The organism is Sporosarcina koreensis, from assembly GCF_000826145.2.
Lineage (GTDB): Bacteria > Bacillota > Bacilli > Bacillales_A > Planococcaceae > Sporosarcina > Sporosarcina trichiuri.
Genome location: NZ_LN651335.1, coordinates 196,305 through 220,267, shown reverse-complemented (window position 1 = coordinate 220,267; position 23,963 = coordinate 196,305). Strand labels below are relative to the sequence as shown.

The window sequence follows — 23,963 nt, the reverse complement described above, 5'->3', positions numbered from 1 at the left end:
GGATGATCAGATGGACTTATTGGAACGCTTGAAAAACGAAGTGCTCGTCGGCGATGGCGCAATGGGGACCTTGCTGTACGCCGAAGGGCATGATTTCTGTTACGAACAGCTGAATGTGGAGAAACCGGAACTGATCGGAGACATCCACCGGCAGTACATCGCTGCCGGCGCGGATATCATCCAGACGAACACCTACAGCGCCAATGCGGTGAAACTCGCCCGGTACGGCCTGGAGCACCGTGTCAGGGAATTCAACGAAGCGGGCATCGCCATCGCAAAGGAAGCTGCCGAAGCCGGCGGTCAGTACATACTCGGCACCATCGGCGGGCTGCGCAGTGTCGGTAAGAACGAAGTCTCTCCCGAAGAAGTGCCGGCGATCGTCCGGCAGCAGGCGGAAGTGCTGCTCGCCGGCGGTCCGGACGGCCTGCTGCTGGAAACGTACTATGATTTCGATGAACTGAGCGCGGTCGTTACCCAGTTGCGGAAGCTTACAGATATCCCGCTGATCGCGCAAGTGTCCATGCACGAACCCGGGGTGCTGCAGAACGGACTTCAGCTGAATGAGGCGCTGCACCGTCTCGAGTCTCTCGGCGCCGATGTGGTCGGTGTCAACTGCCGGCTCGGCCCGTATCACACCATCCAGGCATTCGAAGGGGTCGACCTGCCGGAGAAGGCATTCCTGTCCGCCTATCCGAATGCCAGCCTGCTCGACGTGGAGGACGGCCGGATCGTCTATGTGTCGGAGACGGATTATTACGGGAGAGCGGCAAAGATGCTGCAGGAAGAAGGCGTCCGGCTGATCGGCGGCTGCTGCGGCACGACGCCTGCACACATCTCGGCTGTTAAGACGAGGCTGGCCGGAACGGTGCCGATCTCGGAAAAGAAAACTGCAGAGCGTAAACCGGTCATCATCCGTGAACCGGAGCCGGCCCGCTATGAGCCGCTGCACGAGAAAGCGAAGCGTGAACGGACGATCCTCGTGGAGCTGGATACACCGAGGCACCTGGAGACGGAAAACTACCTGGAAGGCGCAAGACAGCTGAAAAAGGCAGGTGCGGACGCCGTAACGATGGCGGATAACTCCCTCGCCTCCCCGCGCATCAGCAATGTGGCCATGGCGTCCCTCGTGAAGCATCAGGATGATGTCCGGCCGCTCGTGCACATCACATGCCGCGACCGCAACCTGATCGGACTGCAGTCCCATCTGATGGGGCTTGATGCACTTGGTATCCACGACATTCTCGCAGTGACCGGGGATCCGACGAAAATCGGGGACTTCCCCGGGGCGACCAGTGTCTATGATGTATCGAGCATGGAGCTGTTCCAACTCATCAAACAGCTGAACAAAGGGATTTCCTTCTCCGGCAGACCGCTGCGCAAAAAAGCGAATTTCTCGGTTGCGGGCGCCTTCAATCCGAATGTCCGTGTCGTGGAGCGCGCGGTCAAGCGGCTGGAGAAGAAGATTGAGAACGGCGCGGATTATTTCATCTCCCAGCCGGTCTATACGAAAGAGAAGATCATCGAGATCCATGAAGCGGTCAGCCATCTCGAAACACCGATCTTCCTCGGAATCATGCCGCTGACGAACAGCCGCAATGCCGAGTTCCTCCATCACGAAGTGCCGGGCATCAAACTGTCCGATGACGTGCTCGCGCGCATGAAGGATTGCGGGGATGACCGGGAGGCAGCCACAGCGGAAGGGCTCCGCATCGCCAAGGAACTGATCGACACAGCGGCAGGACTCTTTAACGGGATCTATCTGATCACACCATTCCTGCGCTATGACATGACAGCTGAACTGATCCGCTATATAAAAGAAATCGACGCCGAAGCAGAAAGGGAGATGCACCATGCCGCAATCACGCATTGAGACAGAACTGAAGAAGAGGATACTGGTCATGGACGGCGCGATGGGCACGATGCTGCAGAACGCGGACCTGACTGCGGAAGATTTCGGCGGCGACGCCTTCGAAGGCTGTAACGAGTATTTGAACCTGACGAAGCCTGAAGTGCTCAGGAAGATCCACCGGGAATACCTCGAGGCAGGCGCCGATATCATTTGTACGAATACGTTCGGCGGAACACCTGTCGTCCTGGATGATTATGACCTTGGCAGTCGTGCGGAGGAGATCAACCGGAGAGGGGCGGAGCTCGCCCGCAGTGCGGCCGACAACTATTCGTCACCTGAACAGCCGAGATTCGTCGCAGGGGCGATGGGTCCGACGACAAAGACACTGTCCGTGACGGGCGGTATTACGTTCGACCGGCTGGCAGATGACTTCTATGTCCAGGCGAAAGGGCTGATCGAAGGCGGCGCTGACCTGCTGCTAATGGAGACGAGCCAGGATATGCTGAACGTCAAAGCGGGAACGGTCGGCATCCGGCGGGCGTTCGAAGAGACCGGCCGTGAACTGCCGGTCATGATCTCCGGGACGATCGAACCGATGGGGACAACACTCGCAGGCCAGAGCATCGAAGCGTTCTATGTATCGATCGAACATATCCGGCCGCTGTCCGTCGGGCTGAACTGTGCGACCGGCCCGGAATTCATGACGGACCATCTGCGGTCGCTGTCGGAGCTTGCAACCGGATTCGTCAGCTGTTATCCGAACGCCGGCCTCCCCGATGAAGAAGGGCATTACCACGAATCGCCCGAGTCGTTATCGACCAAGCTGGAAGGCTTCGCCGAAAAGGGCTGGCTGAACATCGTCGGCGGCTGCTGCGGGACAACGCCTGCCCATATCCGGGCGATCCGGCAGGCCGTTGATGGCAAAACACCGCGCACACGGCCTGCCGAGGAGGATGCACACGGGCATGTGGTGTCCGGTATCGAACCGCTCCTCTATGATCCAAGCATGCGCCCGATCCTGGTCGGTGAACGGACGAACGTCATCGGTTCGCGCAAATTCAAACAGCTGATCGCCGATGGCAAGATCGAGGAGGCGGCGGAAATCGCCCGGGCCCAAGTGAAGAATGGCGCACATGTCATCGATGTCTGTCTGGCGAATCCCGATCGCGATGAACTGACGGATATGAGAGACTTCATGCGGGAAGTCGTCAAGAAGGTGAAAGTGCCGTTCGTCATCGACTCGACGGATGAACAGGTCATCGAGGAAGCATTGAAATACTCACAGGGAAAGGCGATCATCAATTCCATCAATCTGGAGGATGGCGAAGAACGCTTCGATGCCGTTCTGCCCATCGTCAAGAAGTACGGTGCCTCGGTCGTCGTCGGGACGATCGATGAAACCGGCATGGCGGTGACGCGTGAGCGGAAACTCGAGATTGCCGAGCGGTCCTATGAACTACTGACGGGTAAGTGGGGGCTCGCGCCCGAAGACATCATCTTCGACCCGCTCGTCTTCCCCGTCGGCACGGGAGACGCGCAATACATCGGATCCGCCGTGGAAACGATCGAAGGGATCCGGCTTATCAAGGAGAAGCTGCCGCGTGCGCTGACTGTACTCGGTGTCAGCAACGTATCATTCGGCCTTCCCGGCGTCGGACGCGAAGTGCTGAATGCCGTGTATCTGTACCACTGCACACAGGCCGGGCTCGATTATGCGATCGTCAACACCGAGAAACTGGAACGGTATGCATCCATCCCCGAGAAGGAGATCAAAATGGCGGATGACCTGCTGTTTTCGACGACAGACGAAACACTTGCTGCGTTCACTGAATTCTACCGGGGGAAGAAGAAGGAGAAAACCGAAGATGATATCCCGAAAACCGTCCCCGAGCGGCTCGCCTACTACGTCGTCGAAGGGACGAAGGAGGGGCTGATCCCCGACCTGGACGCAGCGCTGACCCAGTATGACGAACCTCTGGATGTCATCAACGGCCCGCTGATGACAGGGATGGCGGAAGTCGGACGTCTCTTCAACGCGAACCAGCTGATCGTTGCGGAAGTGCTGCAGAGTGCGGAAGTGATGAAAGCATCCGTTTCATATCTCGAGCAGTTCATGGAGAAGAAAGAGGACGATAACGGCAAGGGGAAGATCGTGCTCGCCACCGTCAAAGGGGATGTGCACGACATCGGCAAGAACCTGGTCGAGATCATCCTGAGCAACAACGGCTTCAAGGTCATCGATATCGGCATCAAAGTGACCCCTGCTGAACTGATTGACGTCATCCGGAAAGAGAAGCCCGATATCGTCGGCCTGTCAGGACTGCTCGTGAAGTCCGCCCAGCAGATGGTGCTGACGGCGCAGGACTTCAAGGCGGCGGGCATCGATCTGCCCGTCATGGTGGGCGGCGCGGCACTCACCCGCCGGTTCACGGACACGAAGATCTCCCCGGAATATGACGGGCCGGTCATCTACGCGAAGGATGCCATGCAGGGACTCGACCTTGCCAACCGTCTGCAGAGCGACGGCAAGGACGCACTCCTGCTCGAACTCGATGAACAGCTCGAGAAGCGCGCGGCCAATGATGCCATCAAAGCGGCGAAAGCAGAGGCGCGTGCCGATTCCGCGGTGGCGGTCGCCATCCGGCCCGTCAAGACGGTGCGGGAAGATGCGCCGGTCTTCGTGCCCGGGGATCTGAAGAAACGCGTGCTGCGGGACTATTCAATTGCGCATCTGTCTCCGTACGTCAACATGCGGACGCTCATCGGGCATCATCTCGGACTCCGGGGGAACGTGGACGCCATGCTGCGGAAACAGGAACCCCGCGCCGTCGAGCTGCACGAGATGGTGACCGGGTTCCTGAACTCCGGGAAGCTCGGGGCGTCCGGTATGTATCAGTTCTTCCCGGCTCAGGCAGACGGGGACGATGTCATCATCTATGATCCGGCTGATGCGACGACGGAAATCGAGCGGTTCACGTTCCCGCGCCAGGACCAGGAACCGTTCTTATGTCTGGCGGATTATCTGAAAACCGTGCAGAGCGGTGAATTGGACTATGTCGCCTTCATGCAGGTGACAGCCGGCCATGGCGTCCGCGCAGAAGCCGAGCGCCTGAAAGCGGACGGCAAGTTCCTCGAAAGCCATGCGTTCCAGGCGACCGCGCTCGAACTCGCGGAAGGGTTCGCGGAACGCGTGCACCAGGAGATCCGCGACCAGTGGGGCTTCCCGGACGCCACCGACTTTACGATGAAAGACCGCTTCGCGGCAAAGTACCAGGGGCAGCGGTTTTCCTTCGGCTACCCCGCCTGTCCGAACCTCGAAGACCAAGCCAAGCTATTCGGCCTGCTGAAACCCGAGGAAATCGGTGTCCATTTGACGGAGGAGTTCATGATGGAACCGGAAGCGTCCGTCTCCGCCATCGTCTTTGCCCATCCGGATGCCCGCTACTTCAATGTCGAGTGAACGGAAAAAGAGAGCCTGCAGGCATCGGCCTGCAGGCTCTTTTGCGTTTATTATCGTCTGCCCCACGGCATAGGACCCGGTCCCATCTGAGGACCCCATGGACCCATCCCCGGTCCGTAACCCGGCATGGCCTGGACGGTCTGGCCCGGCATTGTTTCGTTCACTTCTGTGTAATAGTGGCGCGGCACTTGTACGGTATGCTGACGGTTGACGTTCACGAACGGGTGGACCACCGGCAGTTCCTGCGGTGTGAACGTATCGTGATAGCGGTACTGTGTCGGGCAGATGACCGGCTGTGCCGCGCTGTTGCATGGCTGCATCGGCGGCATCGGCTGCGGTCTCATTCCACAGCGGTTCTGATTGGAATGCATCATCTCATCACCTCCTCCCTCCATTACATGCAAATGAGCCGAACTGAAGCGGGCTTGCGCCTCGGAGGAAAAAAGATTCGCTAGTTATGTTTTCCGGATCCATCCATGCATCAAAAAAACCTTCCGGCTGGAAGGTTTTCTCATTGATAGTCCCTTGGGAGTTCGTGTTCATCGAACCCATACTCCGGCGGGGGTGCCGGACGGTGTGCAATCCGTCTGCTGAAATCCGGTGCTCCTTCGCCGATCATCTGCAGGCTTGCGATATAGTCAGGATCGCTGCGCAGATTCATTTCGTCTGGATGAATGTGCTGACGTTCCACTTGGATCACCTTCCCCTGATGTTTTCACATGGCAGGACAACAGTGCGTGAACAAGATCTGCGACAAAACAGACAACAGACTTCCTACCTCTTACTCTATCATATTCCGCGTCTCATTACAATACTATTCATTCTATTCAGATAGTTATACAGCTATCGCCTTGTTTCAGCTCTTTCCATTTCGGCTATAGTATAAAGACCATAAGCAGTGAGGAGGCTGTCGCATGAAACGCATTATCCTGTTTGACGGCGAATGTAATTTCTGTGATGCAAGCGTACAATTCATCATAAAACGCGACCCTTATGAATATTTCCAGTTTGCCGCGTTGGAAAGTGAGACCGGCAGGCAGCTGGCGGAGGACTATCATATTCCTGATGATGTGGACAGCATGGTCCTCATCGAAAACGGCAAGACCTATATGAAGTCAGGGGCCGCCCTGCGGATTGCGAAGAAACTGGATGGACTTTGGCATCTCGCCTTCCTGTTCATCCTCATTCCGGCGCCGATCCGGGACAGCGTCTATGATTTTGTGGCGCGCAACCGGTACAAATGGTTCGGGAAGAAAGAGGAAGCCTGCATGCTTCCATCGCCATCCGAGCGGAAACGGTTCATCTGAAAAAAAGACGGCTCCCCACTCACGGGAAGCCGTCTTTTCTCATGTCTGTAATTGGTCCGTCTCTTCTTTCGTGAACGCCCGCGACCGGGTAAGAAACCGCTTGCCTTCCACCCCTTCGAGGGAAAACATGCCGCTCCGCCCGTCAACGACGTCGATGATCAGCTGGGTATGCTTCCAGTAATCGAACTGCGACTTGAGCATATAGAACGGGACTCCTCCGATATGGCCAAGCAGGACATCCTGACTGCCGATGAGCAGGTCCCCCTCCGGGTAGCACATTGGAGAGGAACCGTCACAGCAGCCCCCTGACTGGTGGAACATGAGCGGACCGTGTTTCTGTTCCAGCAGTCGGATGAGGGCGAGTGCCTCTTCCGTCGCTGTGACTCGTTCCGTCATCTGCGGTTCACCTCTTTCCGATCAGAAGAACCCTTGTTTCTGTTCGCTGTAGCTGACGAGCATGTTCTTCGTCTGCTGGTAATGTTCGAGCATCATCAGGTGATTCTCACGGCCGATGCCAGATGCTTTATAGCCGCCGAACGCCGCATGTGCAGGATAGGCATGGTAGCAGTTCGTCCAGACCCGGCCGGCTTCAATTCCGCGGCCGAACCGGTAGGCCGTGTTCATGTCGCGTGTCCAGACGCCTGAACCGAGGCCGTACAGCGTATCGTTCGCGATCTCGAGCGCCTCTTCTTTTGTTTTGAATGTCGTCACGGCGACGACCGGTCCGAAGATCTCCTCCTGGAAGATCCTCATTTTGTTATGGCCCTTGAATACCGTCGGTTTGACATAGTAGCCGCCAGACAGATCCCCGTCGAGCTTGTTCTGCTCGCCGCCTGTCAGGCATTCGGCCCCTTCCTGCTTGCCGATGTCCAGATAGGAAAGGATCTTCTCCAGCTGCTCGTTCGAGGCCTGTGCGCCCATCATCACAGTCGGATCGAGCGGATTGCCGATCTTGATGGCTTCGACACGGGCGAGCGCACGCTCCATGAATTCGTCATAGATCGATTCCTGGATGAGCGCACGGGACGGGCATGTGCACACTTCCCCCTGATTCAGGGCAAACATGACAAACCCTTCCACCGCCTTGTCCAGGAAGTCATCGTCCTCCGCCATGACGTCTTCAAAGAAGATGTTCGGCGACTTTCCGCCAAGTTCCAATGTAACCGGGATGAGATTCTGTGACGCGTACTGCATGATCATCCGGCCGGTCGTCGTTTCGCCCGTGAATGCGACTTTACCGATCCGCGGGTTCGAAGCGAGCGGTTTGCCCGCCTCCAGCCCGAAGCCGTTCACGACGTTCAGGACACCCGGCGGCAGCAGATCTTCGATCAGTTCGACGAGCACCAGGATTGAGGCCGGTGTCTGTTCCGCCGGCTTGAGGACGACACAGTTCCCTGCCGCAAGTGCCGGCGCAAGCTTCCAGACAGCCATGAGGATCGGAAAGTTCCATGGGATGATCTGCCCGACGACGCCGATCGGCTCATGGAAGTGGTAGGCGACCGTATCGTTATCGATTTGGCTGACGCCGCCTTCCTGCGCGCGGACGGCTGAAGCGAAGTAGCGGAAATGGTCGATGGCAAGCGGCAGGTCGGCGTTCAATGTCTCACGCACCGCCTTGCCGTTCTCCCAAGTCTCCGCCACTGCGAGCATTTCCAGGTTCTGTTCCATGCGGTCGGCGATTTTCAGCAGGATATTGGCCCGTTCCGTAACGGACGTCTTCCCCCAAGCGTCTTTTGCAGCATGCGCCGCATCCAGCGCCAGCTCGATGTCCTCCTCCTTCGAGCGTGCCACCTGCGTGAACACCTTGCCTGTGACCGGTGACGGATTATCGAAGTACTCGCCGCTCAGCGGTGCCGTCCATTTCCCGTTGATGAAATTATCGTAGCGTTCCTTGAAGTTTACAAGCGCCCCTTCTGTGTTCGGATTTGCATATGCCTGATTCTCGACCTGCTGTACCATTTCCATTCCTCCCGTTTGTCAGTGTATTTGTAATTCCGGCTGTTTTGATCAGCCATCCATCCTACGCCGGCTTGTCCGGCCGCATGAAAGATGTATACGCTTTCATTCCGCAAAATAAAAAATGGTCGTTTCCCTATCACTATATCTGACTACTCAAACTATTACAACTTTATTCTGCAATAATTGCTTTCATAATTTACAACCCGGCAACAAGCCGGTAATAATTTGTTCATAACTCCCGCTTACAATGAATGTACGATAGAAAACAAAGGGAGAGATCACGTATGAATACATCGAAAACGAAATGGATCCTATCGACAGTGGGAGCCGGTGCGCTCGGTTCGGTGCTGACGCTCGGCGCCGTCCTGAATACGGACGTGCTGGCCCAGAAGACGGATGTCCAGTCCGCGGAAAAGACAGAAGCCGCACAGCCGTACAACGTAAAGCAGACAAGCACAGCGGCGCTCCCTCTTTCCGACATGGTGGCCAAGGCCGGCAAAGCGATTGTCGCTATTGAAAACTATCAGACGGCAGGGAACCGGTTCGCCGGTAATGCCGAATCGCAGAAGGCTGGAACAGGGTCCGGAGTCGTCTATAAGACGGACAGCGAGCATGCATATGTCGTCACGAACAATCACGTCATCGAAAACGCTTCGAAACTCGTCATCACGACAGCGGGCGGACAAAAAGCAGACGCCGAACTTGTCGGTGCAGATCCGCTGACCGATATCGCGGTCGTGAAGATGGATAAGAACTATGCGGAAGGGATGCTGGCACTCGGGGACTCCAGCAAGCTGCGTGCCGGTGATCCGGTCGTTGCAATCGGCAATCCGCTCGGCATCGATTTTTCAGGAACTGTCACACAGGGCATCGTCAGCGCGCCTTCACGCTCCATCGCCGTGGATACCGCAGCCGGCAAGTGGGAAATGGACGTCATCCAGACAGACGCCGCCATCAACCCCGGGAACAGCGGCGGCGCTCTCGTCAATACGGCAGGCGAGCTGATCGGTATTAACAGCCTGAAGATTGAACAGAGCGGCGTCGAAGGACTTGGGTTTGCTATCCCGAGCAACGAAGTCAAAACGCTGGCGGCACAGCTTATGAAGAACGGTAAAATCGACCGTCCGTATATCGGCATCGGACTCATCGATCTTGCAGACGTACCGGAAATGTATGTCAGAGATCTGCCTGAGGAGGTCCATGGCGGTGTCATGGTCGGCAGTGTCGACGCCTCCTCCCCCGCGGGGAAAGCCGGCTTCAGAGAGCAGGATGTCATCACAGCCGTCAACGGCAAGGCGGTCGAGTCGTCCGCGGACTTGCGCAAACTGCTGTATACCGACCTGCATATCGGCGACCGGGCGAAGTTCACAATCTACCGGAACGGCGATAAGATGGAACTTACATCCCAGCTTGCCAGCAGCTCCTCCGCCACTGAATAATCGCGATCGATCCAGCCGTCCTGAAAACGGAGTATCCCTTTTCAGGACGGCTTTGCCTATGTGTGAAACAGTTGCGCAGCCGCCTTGTTTTCAGATAGGTTAAGACTATACAGGAGGCGATGGCCGTTGAAAATCCTTGTTATCGAAGATAACGAAAACGTATCGCAGATGATCGAGCTGTTCTTTGTGAAGGAAGGGATCGAGGGGCAGTTCATCACCGACGGCAGAGAGGGGCTCCGCCGGGCGCAGGAAGAGAACTGGGACTGCCTCATCGTCGACTGGATGCTGCCGTCGACGGATGGAGTCGCCATCTGCCGGTCACTCCGGTCTGACGGCAATGACGTTCCGATCATCATGCTGACGGCCAAAGACACGGAGTCGGACCAGGTGCTCGGCCTCGAGATGGGCGCCGATGATTATGTGACGAAACCGTTCAGTCCGCTCGCCCTCATGGCGCGCATCAAGGCGGTCACACGAAGGAGAGGCTCTGCTTCCGGCGGCGTACATCTCTTGCAGGCCGGCTTGTTCAAGGTGGATGAACAGGCCCGTCAAATCACGGCTGATGGGCGTCTGATCGATAATCTGACACCTAAGGAGTACGATCTGCTTGTGTTCTTCATCCGCCACCCGAAGCAGGTATTCAGCCGGGACCAGCTGCTAGAACACGTGTGGGGATTCGACTTCTACGGGGACGACAGGACGGTCGATGTGCACGTGAAACGTCTGCGGACAAAACTCGGCCGTCTCGGGGCGTCCGCCATCCAGACAGTCTGGGGTGTCGGCTACAAGTTCGACGGCTTCCCGGAGGACGTCCGATGAAAGTGAATGTGTTCACCCAGCAGCTGATCAGCCACGTCACCGTGATCCTGGCGGCCATCCTGTTGGCCGGCTTCCTGTTCTCCCATTTCTTTGAGCAATACGTATACGATACGAAAACAGAGGAGCTCACCCAGTACGGGCAGTCGCTCCTGAGCGATCTCGGCCGCAGCAGCCAGCCGGCGGATGCGGTGCTGCGCTCATTCGGCCGGGTGCTGAAGAGCCGGGAGATCGAGTACAGCCTGTTCGATGAGCAGTCGAAGATCATCTACTCGACAGGTCTCCGGACGCCGCTGATCGAGCTGGATGAATCCGAATGGACGAAACTGCAGGACGGTGAAACGATCTCCGTCAGGCAGGAACAGGAGCGGTTCAGCCAGGCTGTGACCTTCGTGCTCCTCCCTTATTTCCAGCACGGGCAGTTTGTCGGCGGCGTCCTGCTGACGTCACCAATCGGGGGTACGCAGACCGTCATCGCACAGATGAACCGGTACCTGGTCTATGCAGCAATCGCCGCACTGGCAGCCGCCGTCCTTCTCAGCGGATTGTTCGCGCTCTATTACGGCCGCCGGATCCGAAAGATACGAAGGGCGGCATCAGCCGTTTCCTCCGGGGATTACTCGATCCGGCTGGCAACTTCCGGACGGGATGAGATCGATGAGCTGGCGGCTGATTTCAATGCGATGGTCCGTGATCTGCATGCTTCCCATGAAGAGATCGAAAACCTTGAAAACCGCAGACGCCAATTCATGGCGGATGTCTCCCACGAACTGCGCACACCGCTGACGACGATCCGCGGAACGATCGAGGGCCTGCAGAACGACATGATCCCCAACCAGCAGCGCCGGAAAGCACTTGGACTTGCGGGCAGCGAAACGAAGCGGCTGCTCCGGCTCGTCAATGAAAACCTCGACTACGAAAAGATCCGCTCCAACCAGATCACGCTCGTGAAACAGGAGATCCGGATTCTGGATCTGTTCGAAATCGTCCGTGATCAGCTCGAACCGCTGGCAGAAGAACGCCGGACAGCCATAACCGTCCAAGCATCGGAATCGATGACTGTCCATGCCGACTATGACCGCCTTACACAGATCCTGCTGAACATTACGAAAAACAGCATCCAGTTCACAGAAGACGGCACCATCGCCCTGTCCGCATGTCATGAGGACGGCCTGGATATCCTCGAAATAGAGGATACAGGCATTGGCATGACGCCTGAAGAAGTCGAACGGATCTGGAGCCGTTTCTATAAAGCGGTCGACTCCCGGGCTTCGAACCCGTACGGGGAATCCGGACTCGGCCTGTCCATCGTCCGGCAGCTCGTCAGCCTGCACGGGGGGACGATTGACGCAGTGAGCCGGAAAGGTCAGGGGACTCGTTTCGTGATCCGCCTGCCGCATGCAGCAGACTGAACGGCAGCAGTATTTGCAAATCCGCTGTTTTTTCCTGCCGTCCTGCATGGTAAACTGGGCAGATGCAGCCGGCAGACGGCTGAAATTCAGCAGAACGGAGCTTTTTCTTACATGACAGCTTATTTACAGCAGCATTGGTTTTCAAATATACGCGCCGATATCCTTTCCGGAATCGTCGTGGCACTCGCCCTTATTCCGGAAGCGATCGCATTCTCGATCATCGCAGGGGTCGATCCGATGGTCGGCCTGTACGCATCCTTCATCATCGCGGTCGTCATTTCCTTCACCGGCGGACGTCCGGCCATGATTTCGGCGGCGACCGGCTCGATGGCCCTCCTGATGACACCGCTGATCCGGGACTACGGTCTCGACTATCTGCTTGCCGCGACGATTCTGACAGGGGTTCTGCAAGTGATATTCGGCGTCTTCAAAGTCGCGAAACTCATGAAGTTCATACCGAATGCCGTCATGATCGGCTTCGTCAATGCACTGGCCATCCTGATCTTCATGGCGCAGGTGCCGCACTTCTTCGGGATTTCCACCATGACGTATGTATTCGTCGCCATCACTCTGCTGATCGTCTATATCCTGCCGCGCTTTTTCACAGCTGTACCGGCTCCGCTTATCGCGATCATCGTGCTTTCGGCCGCGGCGATCTATTCAGGCGCGGATCTGCGTACTGTCGGTGATCTGGGGCAGATTACACAGTCCCTGCCGAATTTCCTGCTGCCGAACGTTCCGTTCACGCTGGAGACGCTGCTCATCATTTTGCCTTATTCGCTTGCACTCGCGATTGTCGGCCTGCTGGAGACATTGCTGACCGCAACGATTGTGGATGAAATGACAGAGACCGGCAGCGAGAAGAACCGGGAAGCGCGCGGTCAGGGAATCGCCAATATCGTAACCGGGTTCTTCGGCGGCATGGCGGGCTGCGCGATGATCGGCCAGTCGGTCATCAACGTTAAATCCGGCGGACGGACAAGGCTGTCGACACTGGTCGCCGGGATGTTCCTCATGTTTCTCATTCTGGTGCTCGGCGAATGGGTCGTCCAGATTCCGATGCCTGTCCTTGTCGGGATCATGATCATGGTGTCCGTCGGCACGTTCGACTGGGGCTCATTCAGCTATTTGCGGAAAGCGCCGAAAGCCGATGCAGCTGTCATGCTGACGACCGTCGTCATCGTTGTTGCTACGGACGATCTGTCGAAGGGTGTGCTCGCGGGCGTCATCCTGAGCGCCGTCCTGTTCGTCGCAAAGATTTCGAAGATCGAAGTCGTCCGGATCGCCGAGCCATCCGCCGTCCGTTATGCAATCAAAGGCCAATTATTTTTCGCATCCGTTGAAACTTTCCAGAATTCGTTTAAAATGGAGGAAACGGCAGATACGGTCATCCTCGATTTCACCGATTCCCAAGTGTGGGATGATTCCGCCGCTGTTGCTGTTTCCAAACTGACGGACGCGTACCGGCTCCGCGGTGTCCATGTGGAACTGAAAGGACTCGGGGACTCTGGCAGGCGTCTGCTGCGCGGACTGGACGCCTGACTTCAGACAGATGAAAGAGGTGATGTGCATGTACACGAACATCCTGCTCGCGACCGATGGCTCTGACAACTCTCTCCGTGCCGCACGCGAGGCGGCTCGGATTGCGAACTGTTCGGATGACAGTCTCATCACCATCCTGTTCGTCGCTGACTTCGACAAGGCGAAAGAAGCTGTTCTGCATGCGCCAAGCAGAGAGGCGCTCGAGGCGGCACGAAAAAAGCAGGTCCTGCCGATCGAAAAGATTTTGCAGGAATACGCGGCACCTTACCGGATCCACATCCTCCACGGCGATCCTGCTGCGGAGATCATCAACTTTGCGCATGCCGAGAATACGGATTTAGTGGTCATCGGCAGCCGGGGACTGAACGCTTTGCAGGAGATGCTGCTCGGCAGTGTCAGCCACAAAGTCATGAAACGGGTGTCCTGCCCGGTGCTGCTCGTAAAATAGCAAACCGCCGCTCCTTTACCGGAACGGCGGTTTTTCTTTCACTTCATATGCTGGAGGGCTTCCGCCACGCGGACGGTGCGCTTCGCCTGATGGGCGACCGCTTCCTGGATCGCCTTGCGGTCGGTTTTCATTTCACCGGCCTGGTCGACGGCCACGCTTGTGCCATATGGGTTCCCGCCTGCTGCGAACAGGACGGGGTCCGTATAGCCCGGTGCCGCGACGATCGCGCCCCAGTGATACATCGTCGTATAGAGGGACAGGATGGTCGCCTCCTGGCCGCCGTGCTCATTCTGTGCGGATGACATGGCGCTGACAGCTTTGTCCGCCAGTTTCCCCTGTGCCCACAGACCGCCCAGCGTGTCGATGAAACTCTGTACCTGACCCGGGATGTTGCCGAACCGGGTCGGGATGCTGAAGATGATGGAGTCCGCCCATTCGAGATCCTCGGGGGTCACTTCGGGAATATCCTTCGTTTCCTCATGGTGCTTTTTCCAAGCGGCATTCGACTCGATCGCTGCGGCCGGAGCCGTCTCCTTCACTTTCAGCAATCTGACTTCTGCACCTGCGTCTTTCGCTGCTTCCGCCGCCCACTCTGCAAGCTGGTGGTTCGTGCCGGTGGAACTGTAATATACGACTGCTGTCTTAACCATGCGAACGCCTCTTTTCCTTTTTATCTTGAATTCAAGGTAAATATACCGCATTCCGGTTTTTCCGTCCACTTACATGCTCAGCGGCGAATCATTCTTAGGACAGATTGGAATACCGCCAATACTGGAAGGCCGTCACTTCCGTCATATAGGCCAGTCCTTCACTCCGGCTCTGATGGACGGGGATCCAGCGTGTGCCGCTGCCTCTCCGGAGATAGATTTCATGATCGGGCGACTGGTCATGATAGCCGGTCAGATCGAATGTGCCATTCTTCCTGAGGACCGCCTGCACTTCGTAGTTGATGTCCGGCGCGGTCGTCAGAGGGTTCCCGACAGCATGTGTCAGGAAGAAGCCCGTCTCCCCTTCGCCGTGATCCAGCTGCTTCATCCCGATGCCTTCGTCGGATGCCGTATCGCGTTCCCGCACCTTTTTGTCGAGCCCGTATGCAACGCTTTCGCCCACTTCCTTTGTCATGATCAGCGGCGAATCTTTCCGGCTGTAATCGAGATCGATGTCCACGCACGTCCGGAACGCATCCGACTCGGGATCGAAGCGGCGGTTGTCCCCTTTGAAATAACGGTTCGGGGACAGGACATTCGGGTTCTCCAGTATGTCGTCCTCCAGAAAGGTCTTGTAGCGGAAATGCCATTGTTCCACTTGTTCCGGCGGTTTCCGGTCCCGGACCGGCTTCAGGAGCGCGTCGATCCTCCCGATGCTTTTCATCATCGTGAAGCCTTCGATGGATGCCTTCTTTTCCGTCGTTTTCGGATAGAAGATCCCGAACACTTTTGCGATGATCGACTTGGAAATATTGTACTTCTCTTCGGAGTCCGCGATCGGCCGCTCACTGTAGATCGAATACGTCAGCGGTTCGTCCTTCGGGAAATCCCGGTCGATGAACCGGTTCGCCTCCACTGTCGCCAATTCTTCCCCGTTCCGGTACACCGTATACCTCTCCGTATCTTTCATGCGCTCCCAGGACAGCGCCACTTGTGTCTTCGCGACAATTGTCGTCATAACAAGTGACTGGAGCGGATTATCCGCGTTCTTCTCCATATCGAGCGGAGAGGTCTGGACAATGATGACGTCTTTCACTTCCCCGTCTTCTTCCCGTTCGATTGTATAATCATAGAGTTTCCCCGGAGTGAAGTCCGTGTCCTGGAAGTCGGCTGAGGTCCCTTCGTATACATGCTCCCCGTCTTTGTAGACGTGGTACGTGCCGCCCGCATCGTCCCAATCGAATGCAATCCGGCCGATGTCGTGCGTCACGGATGTGATTTCAAATCGTTCCGGCATGAGTAGTGCCTCCTTTACACGTGGTAGTAGTATTTTGCCCGTCTTGCCAATAATTGAAACTATGATATAGTAGTGGGGAAAACTGAATACGATTGACCACTGGGGGAGTCTTTGCACAAGACTGAGACGCATATGGATATGCGGACCCTTCGAACCTGATCTGGCTCATACCAGCGTAGGGAAGTGGCTCGCAGGCAGGATGTTCCACTATGCAGATTTGTCTTTCCGCAATGATCCCTGATTCGCGAACCGCTTCTTTCGGCTGATGGGCCGATGGAGCGGTTTTTTCGTATTTCAAGGAAAGGGGAAGATGATGATGACATTTTGTGAAGACGTACGGCGCCTGTGTGACCCGATCTGGGAGGAGAGTTTCAACCATCCCTTCATTCGGAAGATCGCCGATGGAACATTGCCGGAGGAGGTGTTTCGCCATTATGTATTGCAGGACTCCTATTATCTGAAGCACTTTGCAAAGGTGCATGCACTGGCGGCTGTCCAGGCAAAAGACCTGCGGACGACCCAGGCGTTCGCGCAGCACGCGGAGGATACGTGCGGCGCGGAGATTTCGCTGCATGAAGGATTCTTCGATCTGCTCGGCATCACACAGAAGGACTTGGATGAGTTCGAACCCGCTCCGACTGCGTATGCCTACACGTCGCATCTGTACCGGACTGCCATGAACGGAGATCTGGCGGATACGCTGGCTGCCCTCCTGCCGTGCTACTGGCTGTACTATGAAATCGGGGAGCGGCTCAAGGATGCAAAGCCGGATCATCCGGTCTATGACAAGTGGGTCGCGACCTACGGCTCGGAGTGGTTCGAACGCGCGACCCGGGAGCAGATCGACCGGATGGACGGACTGGCGGACGGACTGTCGGAAACACGCCGGAAAGAGCTGCAGGCCCACTTCGTGAAGAGCAGCCATTACGAAACACAGTTCTGGGAGATGGCCTGGACCGGCCAGCAGTGGTCCCTGCTCGGTGACAAGGAAGTGACCGTATGAGGCTGCCTGCCGAGACGATTGCAGCTGTCCGGGATTCCTCCCCGCTCGTCCACTGCATGACGAACATCGTCGTGGCGAACTTCCAGGCGAACGGCCTCCTGGCTTTAGGGGCGTCCCCGATCATGGCGGATTCTGCGGAAGAGGCGTCCGATATCGCTGCACTCGCCTCCTGCACGCTATTGAATATCGGGACACTGGATCCGCAGAAGATCGAAGCCATGCTCATCGCAGGAAAGAGCGCACGGGCAGCCGGTAATCCGCTGATCCTGGACCCCGTCGGCGCAGGTGCGACGCCCTACCGGAAACGGACCGCAGAACGCCTGTTACAGGAACTCGACATCACGATGATCCGCGGCAATGCGGGTGAAATCGCTGCGCTCGCCAACATAGAATGGAAATCGAAAGGAGTGGACGCAGGCAGCGGGGATACCGACATCACAGAAGCGGCCCGCCGTGCGGCAAAGGCACACAACTGTCTCGTTGCAGTGACCGGAGACGATGACATCATCACGGACGGGGTACGGACAATCCGCATATCCGGCGGGCACCCGATGATGACAGCGACAACCGGCACCGGCTGCCTGCTGAGTGCCATCTGCGGGGCATTCCTTGCTGTCGGACGGAGTGAGCCGCTCCTGACAGCGGCGTACAGCCTGGCGTTTTATAAAAAGTGCGGGGAAGCGGCTGCGGAAGCTTCCGGAGGACCCGGGGATTTTCCTGTCCATTTCCTGAACGCACTCCACTCCCTCGATGATCCATGTGTCAGGGCCGATCAATTCCGCTTTGAAGAGGAGATGATTTCATGACTTCCGTGGCACTGACGATTGCCGGATCCGATTCCGGCGGAGGTGCAGGCATCCAGGCGGATTTGAAGACGTTCCAGGAACTCGGCGTCTTCGGGACATCCGTACTGACCGCCATCACTGCACAGAATACTCGCGGCGTTCATGCGGTGCAGCCTGTCGAGCCTGCGATCGTCCAGGCCCAGCTGGATGCGGTGTTTTCAGATTTCCCGGTTCGAGCCGTCAAGACGGGGATGCTGTATTCAGCCGAGCTGATCGAGATGACAGCGGAGGTTCTCCGCAGCAGGAAGACGATCCCGCTGGTCATCGATCCGGTGATGATCGCAAAAGGGGGTGCGTCCCTGCTGCAGGAAGAAGCGGTCAGGTCGCTGCGGCACGGACTGCTCCCGCTTGCTGCCCTCGTCACACCGAATATTCCGGAAGCGGAGGTCCTGACAGGGATGACGATCCGATCGGCCGTCGATATGGAGAATGCGGCACGGCAGCTGCTCGGCTTGGGGGCGTCCGCTGTTCTGCTGAAAGGCGGCCACCGGACGGATGTGCCGTTTGCGGAAGATCTGTTCCTGTCAGCCGACGGAACGTCTTTCCTTATGCGCTCCAGTCGTATTGACACGCAGCATACCCATGGGACGGGCTGCACGTTTGCAGCGGCCATCACTGCTGAGCTTGCAAAGGGGCATAGTCTGCAGGCGGCCGCCCGGACGGCGAAGCAGTTCATCCAGCTCGCGATCGAACACGCCCCCGGTATCGGCAGCGGTCATGGACCGACGAACCACGCCGCCTGGCGCGTGCACAATGATGCACGGACAGAGGGGGTTGAACTCATTGCATCCAATTGACCTGCGTCTGTACTTCATCATGGGGTCGGCAGATGTTCCGGCCGGTGATCCGCTGACCGTCCTCGAAGCTGCCTTGCGGGGCGGGGTCACCTGCTTCCAACTCCGTGAGAAAGGGCCTGCCGCTTTGACCGGCCTGGAAAAAACCGCGTTCGCCGAGAGCTGTCTCCGGTTGTGCAGAGCATTCGGAGTCCCGTTCATCGTCAATGATGACGTGGAATTGGCAGTGCAGACCGGGGCGGACGGAGTCCACGTCGGACAGGAGGACCGACCGGCTGCAGCTGTCCGCGGGCTGATCGGTCCTGACCGGATCCTCGGCGTCTCTGTCCATTCGGAAGACGAGGCGGCAGCAGCTGTTGCAGCAGGAGCTGATTACGTCGGCATGGGGCCGGTCTTTGCGACCCGCTCGAAAGCGGATGCCCGGGCCGTTGCCGGGACAGCAGCCATCCATGCAGCAGCCGGCCGTTTTCCGGAATTGCCGATCGTCGGCATCGGCGGCATCACGGCAGAAAAGTCCCCTGCTGTCCTAGCGGCCGGTGCAAGCGGGGTGGCGGTCATTTCCGCCATCGCCTCCGCCCCTGATGCTGAACAGACGGCAGCGGCATTCTTGAGTGCGATGGCGCAGAAGGAGGCACGCGTATGATGTCTGCGAAGAAGCTGACAGCGATCGGACTCCTGACAGCGATCGCCGTTGCCGGGTCCGCCTTCGTTTCCTTCCCGGCCGGGGTTGCACGCGCCTACCCGATCCAGCATGCCGTCAATGTTGCGGCAGCCGTATTGCTCGGACCGATTCCCGCCGTTCTGGTTGCATTCCTCACGGCCATTGTTAGGATCTTGACAGGGACAGGTTCCCTCCTGGCGTTCCCTGGCGGTATGATCGGCGCGGCGATGGCCGGTCTGCTGTATACGAGAGGGCGGCATATTTGGATGGCTGCCATTGGCGAAATGATCGGCACGGGCCTGATCGCCTCCCTGTTCGCCGTCCCATATGCAGCGGTCCTGATGGGGACGTCGGCCGGCGCCTTCTTCTTCATGCCGCCTTTCCTTGTTTCGAGTGTCAGCGGTGCTCTTCTCGGCGGGCTGCTGGCTGCGCGGCTGCAGCGTCTTCCGGCCGGCCGCCGGCTCGCATCCTGGTGACACTGTGGCGCCTGAGGTTTTTTGGAGTGTACGTCTTGACGCAGGTCTGTACCTGGTGTGCTGGACAGGCATGAGCATGACGGTTCTGCAGAAAATGCGCCGGCCCGCCGGCACACACAAGCTTTCTTTTGACTTTCCGCTCTTGAACGCGGCGAAAGTGAAGGATTATGCATGATAAAGGTTCGTGGGCCGGCGGATGGTATGAGCAGTTTTGTGGGGTTATGATCACTTTTTCCGGTTTATGATCACTTTCTGCGGTTTATGATCACTTTCCGCGATTTATGATCACTTTCCACGATTTATGATCACTTTCCGCGGTTTATGAGCACTCCCCCTTTTATTTTGTATACAGACATCAAAAAACCGGGCGGCTGCCCGGTTTTTCCGTCATTTATGATGCTGCAATGGCTTATATATGCCGCTGTCACCCGAAATCTGCAATTCGTAGACATCGGGATGCTTCAGTGCCTGCCAATCCTCGAAGCCTGCCCTTTCGTCGTAGCAGCGGAGGATCAGGATGAACAGCAGGCTGTGGGTGACGATGACGGTCCTGCTGTCATCCGGCAGCTCGGCGATCACATCGCATGCCCGCTGCATCGCATCATGCGACGACTCTCCGTCTTCATAGGACAGATTCAGATCAAGGAATGTATCCTCCACTTTCAGCAGCCAGTCATCGAAGACCTGGCTGCTCATTTGTCGTTCGGCCAGGCGGCTGTCCTCTTCGATATGGATTCCGAGCTTATCCCCGATGGCAGCAGCTGTCTGGCGGGCCCGCCGCAGCGGACTCGTGATGACTCGGTCTGCCGCCGGACATCCTTCCAGAAACTCGCCCAGCTCCTCGGAATGGATGATGCCTTCCGCTGTCAGTTCGTCATGCGCGCCATTGCCTTCCGCTTCGCCGTGATTGACCAAGTATATGGTTTTCCCCATTAAATGACCTCCTGTGTCGTAGTCTGCAATTTCCCGTGTAAAAAAAGACCGGCTGCCTGTCCGGCACCGGTCTCTTTTCCGTCAGTCCTTGCGTACCACCGGCATCGAACAGCATCGGAACGAGCCGCCGGACTTGATGATCTCCGAAAAATCAACTTCGATGACGTCGAAGCCCTTCTTCCGCATCGCCGCATTCACTTCCGGATTTTGCGGAAGGCTGAACAGCTGTCCATCCCCGATCGACAGGACGTTCGTGCCCATCGTGAACTGTTCGGACTCCTTCACTTCAATCAGATCGTACATCGACTCCAGCATCTGCCGTGTGTCCTCGTCGAACGCCTGCGGGAAATAGAGCCCGGTCTCCGGCGAGAGGACATTGAATACACAGTCCAGATGCAGATACTTTTCATCGAACGGCACCCGGATGACTTCATGGTCGGGAAGGCTCTTCTCGAGCTGGCTGACTGCTTCTTCACTCGTCCGGCTGCTGATGCCGATGAATACCCGATTCCGGTCGACGATCACATCGCCGCCTTCCACATGGCTCTCCGATACGCGGAACGGTATATTTTCTTTCAGCAGCCAGTTTTGGAGGGCCGCCTCTTCACCTTTCCGGATATCGCTCGCCATATCTGCGAGGAACAGCCGATCACCGACCGTGAAGCCGATATCCCGCGTGAACACCTGCTCGGGATACCGTTCTGAAGACGGCAGCTTGATGACTTCCACGTTGTGCTCGCGCAGCTTTTTTTCAAACGCCTGGTGCTGCGCCATCGCTTTGGGACGGTCGATATTCTCGTCTTTATACTTTTTCTGTACGTCGTTGATGACATCTTCGATTGCCATGTATTTCGGTTCACACAGAACGACACGACGGAGTGTATCGTACTCGGTTGCACATTTTGCCGCCGGCAGCTGCGGCCGGAAAGCTTCCTGTTCCTTCTCTGCTGTTTCAGTAAGAGGGGAATTCATAGTTGTTCATCCTCCAATAGAGATGTAATTAAGTTTGTCCCTATATATTCCCCTCGCGGCTGATTATCAAACGGGCGAACCCGAATTCCGCATTGTCAATCAATTCTAATCACTGCACATTTACGGTCAATCGTTTTTTGTCGATTTCCCGGGAAATAATTCGACAGCTTTCCCCTTTTCATAGTACTCACCCAAGACATCCTCAGGCACCATCCCTCCGCCTGTCGACCATACAAGATGCCTTGCTTTCGGCGAATCAGCATCCTTCACGCTGCCTTCACTCAAGAAGACCGGACCCATCATACCTGCAAGGGCGGATGGTTCCGCAAAAATCCTCTCCGTATCTGCCAGCATTCTCAACAAGCCGAACAAGGTCCGGTCCTCCACTGTGAAGATCCCATCCAGCAGCGGGGTCATCACCTTTCCCACAAACCCTGACGGCCTTCCGACAGCAAGACCGTCTGCCGCCGTCCGGTTGTCGAGCCCGATATCCCGGACACTGATCTGTCCGTGCAGCTGTGTCATCATGCCCAGCAGCATGCAGGGCGCATTGACGGGCTCTGCAAAATAGCAATGCACAGCATCGCCGAACTGCAGTTTCAGACCAAAAGCAACTCCACCCGGTCCGCCGCCGACTCCGCATGGTAAATAGACGAACAGCGGATGCTCCTCGTCTATCCGGATATCCTGCTCCGCAAGTTGGCTGGCAAGACGCTCACCCGCTACAGCATATCCGAAGAACAGGTCCTTGGAATTCTCATCATCCACAAAGTGGCAGGATGGATCGGTTTCTGCTTCCGCCCGGCCCTCTTCCACCGCCTTGCTGTAATCATCTTCGTATTCTTTCACGATGACCCCTTTGCTGCGAAGCAGTTCCTTTTTCCACTGCTTGGCGTCCGCGGACATGTGGACGGTCACTTCGAAACCGAATGCGGCGCTGAGGATTCCAATGCTCAGACCGAGATTCCCGGTAGACCCGACTGCGATTTTGCGGGAAGCGAACAAGTCACGGAACCGGCTGTCCATGAACTGGCGGTAATCCTCTGAAGTGTCGATCAGGCCATGTTCGGCAGCCAATGACTCCGCCACTTTCAATACCTCATGGAAGCCTCCCCTCGCCTTGATGGAACCCGAAATCGGAAGAGCGTTGTCCTGTTTCAACAGAAGCATACCGGGAATTTCCATGCCGGTTGTCCGTACCAGTTCCTTCTGCATGGCCGGTATCTGCGTAAGAGGTGATTCGATACGCCCTGACCGTTCAGCAGTTTCGGGGAAAACAGCTGCGAAGAAAGGGGCGAACCGGTCGAAACGCCGTGAAGCTTCCTTCACCTCCGTGTTTGTCAGCCCAGAAACAGCCAGCCCTGTTTCGGCATCTGACACCTGAGGATTCTGCCACAGCCACTCATTCCGTTCTTTCAGCTGTCGGATATTCGGGAACCGTTCCTCCCATTCTTCCATTGTCTGCATATTGCTGCCTCCCCTCATTTTCTGGACCATCCTTTTTCCTGGAACCGCTTGACCGCCTCGATACGGCTTCCTGCTGACATCTTATCGAGGATGATGGAAATATAGTTGCGGACTGTGCCCGGCGTGAGATGCAGAGCGGCCGCAATCTGTTTTGTCGTCCTGCCGTCTGAGATCAGTTCCAGCACCTCGGCCTCCCGTTCGGTCAGCGGGCTTTCCGTCTCCGGATCATCCCCGTACGCAAGGTCCACCAGTTCAGGTGCGTAAATACGGCGTCCGGCCATGATGGAGCGTATGGACCCGGCCAGCTCCTCGAACGGACTGTCTTTCAGGAGATAGCCGCGGACACCCGCCTTCCTGGCGCGTTCAAAATAGCCCGCCCGTGCGAATGTCGTCAGGATGATGATCTTGCACGGTTCCGTCTGGAGCCGTTCGGCCGCTTCCAGACCGGTTTTTACAGGCATCTCGATATCCATGATGCAAATATCCGGCTGCAGATGCTGTACGAGCTGCACCGCCTCTTCGCCATTCCTCGCCTGGCCGATCACTTCCATGTCTTCCTCCAGGTTGAGCAGCGAAGCGAAAGCTCCGAGCAGCATTCCCTGATCCTCTGCCAGTACAATTCGGATCATGCGTCCT

The 23,963-nt window shown here is 57.0% G+C and carries 23 protein-coding genes and 1 riboswitch; of the genes, 13 read left to right on the top strand and 10 right to left on the bottom strand.

What is annotated here, in order from left to right:
- Positions 1-10: 10 nt before the first annotated feature.
- Together BN1190_RS02560 and metH are read left to right on the top strand one after the other, a co-directional pair.
- Positions 11-1,870 (top strand): bifunctional homocysteine S-methyltransferase/methylenetetrahydrofolate reductase, encoded by a 1,860-nt coding sequence (locus BN1190_RS02560; RefSeq protein WP_040285449.1) that lies wholly within the window; start codon positions 11-13, stop codon positions 1,868-1,870.
- Positions 1,851-5,309, top strand: coding sequence for a methionine synthase (metH, locus tag BN1190_RS02555; protein ID WP_040285448.1), 3,459 nt, complete (start codon positions 1,851-1,853; stop codon positions 5,307-5,309). The genes BN1190_RS02560 and metH overlap by 20 nt, the downstream gene beginning before the upstream one ends.
- Positions 5,310-5,359: 50 nt before the next feature.
- On the opposite strand, the gene BN1190_RS02550 is transcribed toward metH, so the two are convergent.
- Positions 5,360-5,683, bottom strand: a complete 324-nt coding sequence (locus BN1190_RS02550) for a hypothetical protein (RefSeq protein WP_052461658.1) — start codon at positions 5,681-5,683, stop codon at positions 5,360-5,362.
- A gap of 137 nt (positions 5,684-5,820) precedes the next feature.
- Positions 5,821-6,000 carry a hypothetical protein gene (locus tag BN1190_RS02545; protein WP_040285447.1) on the bottom strand — a complete coding sequence of 60 codons (180 nt, stop codon included), beginning with the start codon at positions 5,998-6,000 and terminating at the stop codon, positions 5,821-5,823.
- 223 nt (positions 6,001-6,223) lie between these two features.
- Between BN1190_RS02545 and BN1190_RS02540 the strand changes: the two genes are divergently transcribed.
- On the top strand, positions 6,224-6,616 hold the full coding sequence (locus BN1190_RS02540; RefSeq protein ID WP_040285446.1) for a thiol-disulfide oxidoreductase DCC family protein: 393 nt from the start codon (positions 6,224-6,226) through the stop codon (positions 6,614-6,616).
- A gap of 39 nt (positions 6,617-6,655) precedes the next feature.
- Here BN1190_RS02540 and BN1190_RS02535 read toward each other — a convergent pair whose 3' ends face one another.
- Both BN1190_RS02535 and adh read right to left on the bottom strand, forming a co-directional pair.
- Positions 6,656-7,012, bottom strand: coding sequence for a DUF779 domain-containing protein (locus BN1190_RS02535; RefSeq protein ID WP_040285445.1), 357 nt, complete (start codon positions 7,010-7,012; stop codon positions 6,656-6,658).
- Positions 7,013-7,033: 21 nt separating this feature from the next.
- Entirely contained in the window at positions 7,034-8,575 is a 1,542-nt protein-coding gene (gene adh, locus BN1190_RS02530) for an aldehyde dehydrogenase (RefSeq protein ID WP_040285444.1), read from the bottom strand.
- A gap of 284 nt (positions 8,576-8,859) precedes the next feature.
- On the opposite strand from adh, the gene BN1190_RS02525 reads away from it, so the two are divergent.
- The 5 genes from BN1190_RS02525 to BN1190_RS02505 all read left to right on the top strand — a co-directional run bounded on the left by BN1190_RS02525 (position 8,860) and on the right by BN1190_RS02505 (position 14,232).
- The gene (locus BN1190_RS02525) at positions 8,860-10,014 is read left to right on the top strand and encodes a S1C family serine protease (protein WP_244898661.1); all 1,155 of its coding nucleotides are present in this window, start codon (positions 8,860-8,862) and stop codon (positions 10,012-10,014) included.
- Positions 10,015-10,140: 126 nt separating this feature from the next.
- Entirely contained in the window at positions 10,141-10,833 is a 693-nt protein-coding gene (locus tag BN1190_RS02520; RefSeq protein WP_040285442.1) for a response regulator transcription factor, read from the top strand.
- On the top strand, positions 10,830-12,242 hold the full coding sequence (locus BN1190_RS02515; RefSeq protein ID WP_040285441.1) for a sensor histidine kinase: 1,413 nt from the start codon (positions 10,830-10,832) through the stop codon (positions 12,240-12,242). The genes BN1190_RS02520 and BN1190_RS02515 overlap by 4 nt, the downstream gene beginning before the upstream one ends.
- A 111-nt stretch (positions 12,243-12,353) precedes the next feature.
- Positions 12,354-13,784 (top strand): SulP family inorganic anion transporter, encoded by a 1,431-nt coding sequence (locus BN1190_RS02510; protein WP_040285440.1) that lies wholly within the window; start codon positions 12,354-12,356, stop codon positions 13,782-13,784.
- A 28-nt stretch (positions 13,785-13,812) separates the two neighbouring features.
- On the top strand, positions 13,813-14,232 hold the full coding sequence (locus BN1190_RS02505; RefSeq protein ID WP_040285439.1) for a universal stress protein: 420 nt from the start codon (positions 13,813-13,815) through the stop codon (positions 14,230-14,232).
- 38 nt (positions 14,233-14,270) lie between these two features.
- Here the strand turns inward: BN1190_RS02505 and wrbA are convergent, their stop codons facing one another.
- Positions 14,271-14,882, bottom strand: coding sequence for an NAD(P)H:quinone oxidoreductase (gene wrbA, locus BN1190_RS02500; protein ID WP_040285438.1), 612 nt, complete (start codon positions 14,880-14,882; stop codon positions 14,271-14,273).
- 94 nt (positions 14,883-14,976) lie between these two features.
- Positions 14,977-16,176 (bottom strand): DUF3238 domain-containing protein, encoded by a 1,200-nt coding sequence (locus BN1190_RS02495; RefSeq protein WP_052461657.1) that lies wholly within the window; start codon positions 16,174-16,176, stop codon positions 14,977-14,979.
- A gap of 91 nt (positions 16,177-16,267) precedes the next feature.
- A riboswitch (TPP riboswitch) is annotated at positions 16,268-16,375 on the top strand.
- Between the two features lie 117 nt (positions 16,376-16,492).
- Here BN1190_RS02495 and tenA point away from each other — a divergent pair.
- The 5 genes from tenA to thiW are packed head-to-tail and all read left to right on the top strand — an operon-like array spanning position 16,493 to position 19,955.
- The gene (gene tenA, locus BN1190_RS02490; RefSeq protein ID WP_040285661.1) at positions 16,493-17,179 is read left to right on the top strand and encodes a thiaminase II; all 687 of its coding nucleotides are present in this window, start codon (positions 16,493-16,495) and stop codon (positions 17,177-17,179) included.
- Positions 17,176-17,985, top strand: coding sequence for a hydroxyethylthiazole kinase (gene thiM, locus BN1190_RS02485; protein WP_040285437.1), 810 nt, complete (start codon positions 17,176-17,178; stop codon positions 17,983-17,985). The genes tenA and thiM overlap by 4 nt, the downstream gene beginning before the upstream one ends.
- Positions 17,982-18,821 (top strand): bifunctional hydroxymethylpyrimidine kinase/phosphomethylpyrimidine kinase, encoded by an 840-nt coding sequence (gene thiD / locus BN1190_RS02480; RefSeq protein ID WP_040285436.1) that lies wholly within the window; start codon positions 17,982-17,984, stop codon positions 18,819-18,821. The genes thiM and thiD overlap by 4 nt, the downstream gene beginning before the upstream one ends.
- Before the next feature lie 19 nt (positions 18,822-18,840).
- On the top strand, positions 18,841-19,461 hold the full coding sequence (thiE, locus tag BN1190_RS02475; RefSeq protein WP_244898665.1) for a thiamine phosphate synthase: 621 nt from the start codon (positions 18,841-18,843) through the stop codon (positions 19,459-19,461).
- Positions 19,461-19,955, top strand: a complete 495-nt coding sequence (thiW, locus tag BN1190_RS02470; RefSeq protein ID WP_040285660.1) for an energy coupling factor transporter S component ThiW — start codon at positions 19,461-19,463, stop codon at positions 19,953-19,955. The genes thiE and thiW overlap by 1 nt, the downstream gene beginning before the upstream one ends.
- A gap of 387 nt (positions 19,956-20,342) precedes the next feature.
- Here thiW and BN1190_RS02465 read toward each other — a convergent pair whose 3' ends face one another.
- From BN1190_RS02465 to BN1190_RS02450, 4 genes are all read right to left on the bottom strand, one after another.
- Positions 20,343-20,888, bottom strand: a complete 546-nt coding sequence (locus BN1190_RS02465; RefSeq protein WP_040285434.1) for a histidine phosphatase family protein — start codon at positions 20,886-20,888, stop codon at positions 20,343-20,345.
- Positions 20,889-20,969: 81 nt separating this feature from the next.
- Positions 20,970-21,860, bottom strand: coding sequence for a dimethylarginine dimethylaminohydrolase family protein (locus BN1190_RS02460; protein WP_082023239.1), 891 nt, complete (start codon positions 21,858-21,860; stop codon positions 20,970-20,972).
- 126 nt (positions 21,861-21,986) lie between these two features.
- On the bottom strand, positions 21,987-23,327 hold the full coding sequence (locus BN1190_RS02455; RefSeq protein WP_040285433.1) for a D-serine ammonia-lyase: 1,341 nt from the start codon (positions 23,325-23,327) through the stop codon (positions 21,987-21,989).
- 14 nt (positions 23,328-23,341) lie between these two features.
- Positions 23,342-23,956: a response regulator transcription factor gene (locus BN1190_RS02450; RefSeq protein ID WP_040285432.1), complete on the bottom strand. Its 615-nt coding sequence runs from the start codon at positions 23,954-23,956 to the stop codon at positions 23,342-23,344.
- Positions 23,957-23,963 lie beyond the last annotated feature (7 nt).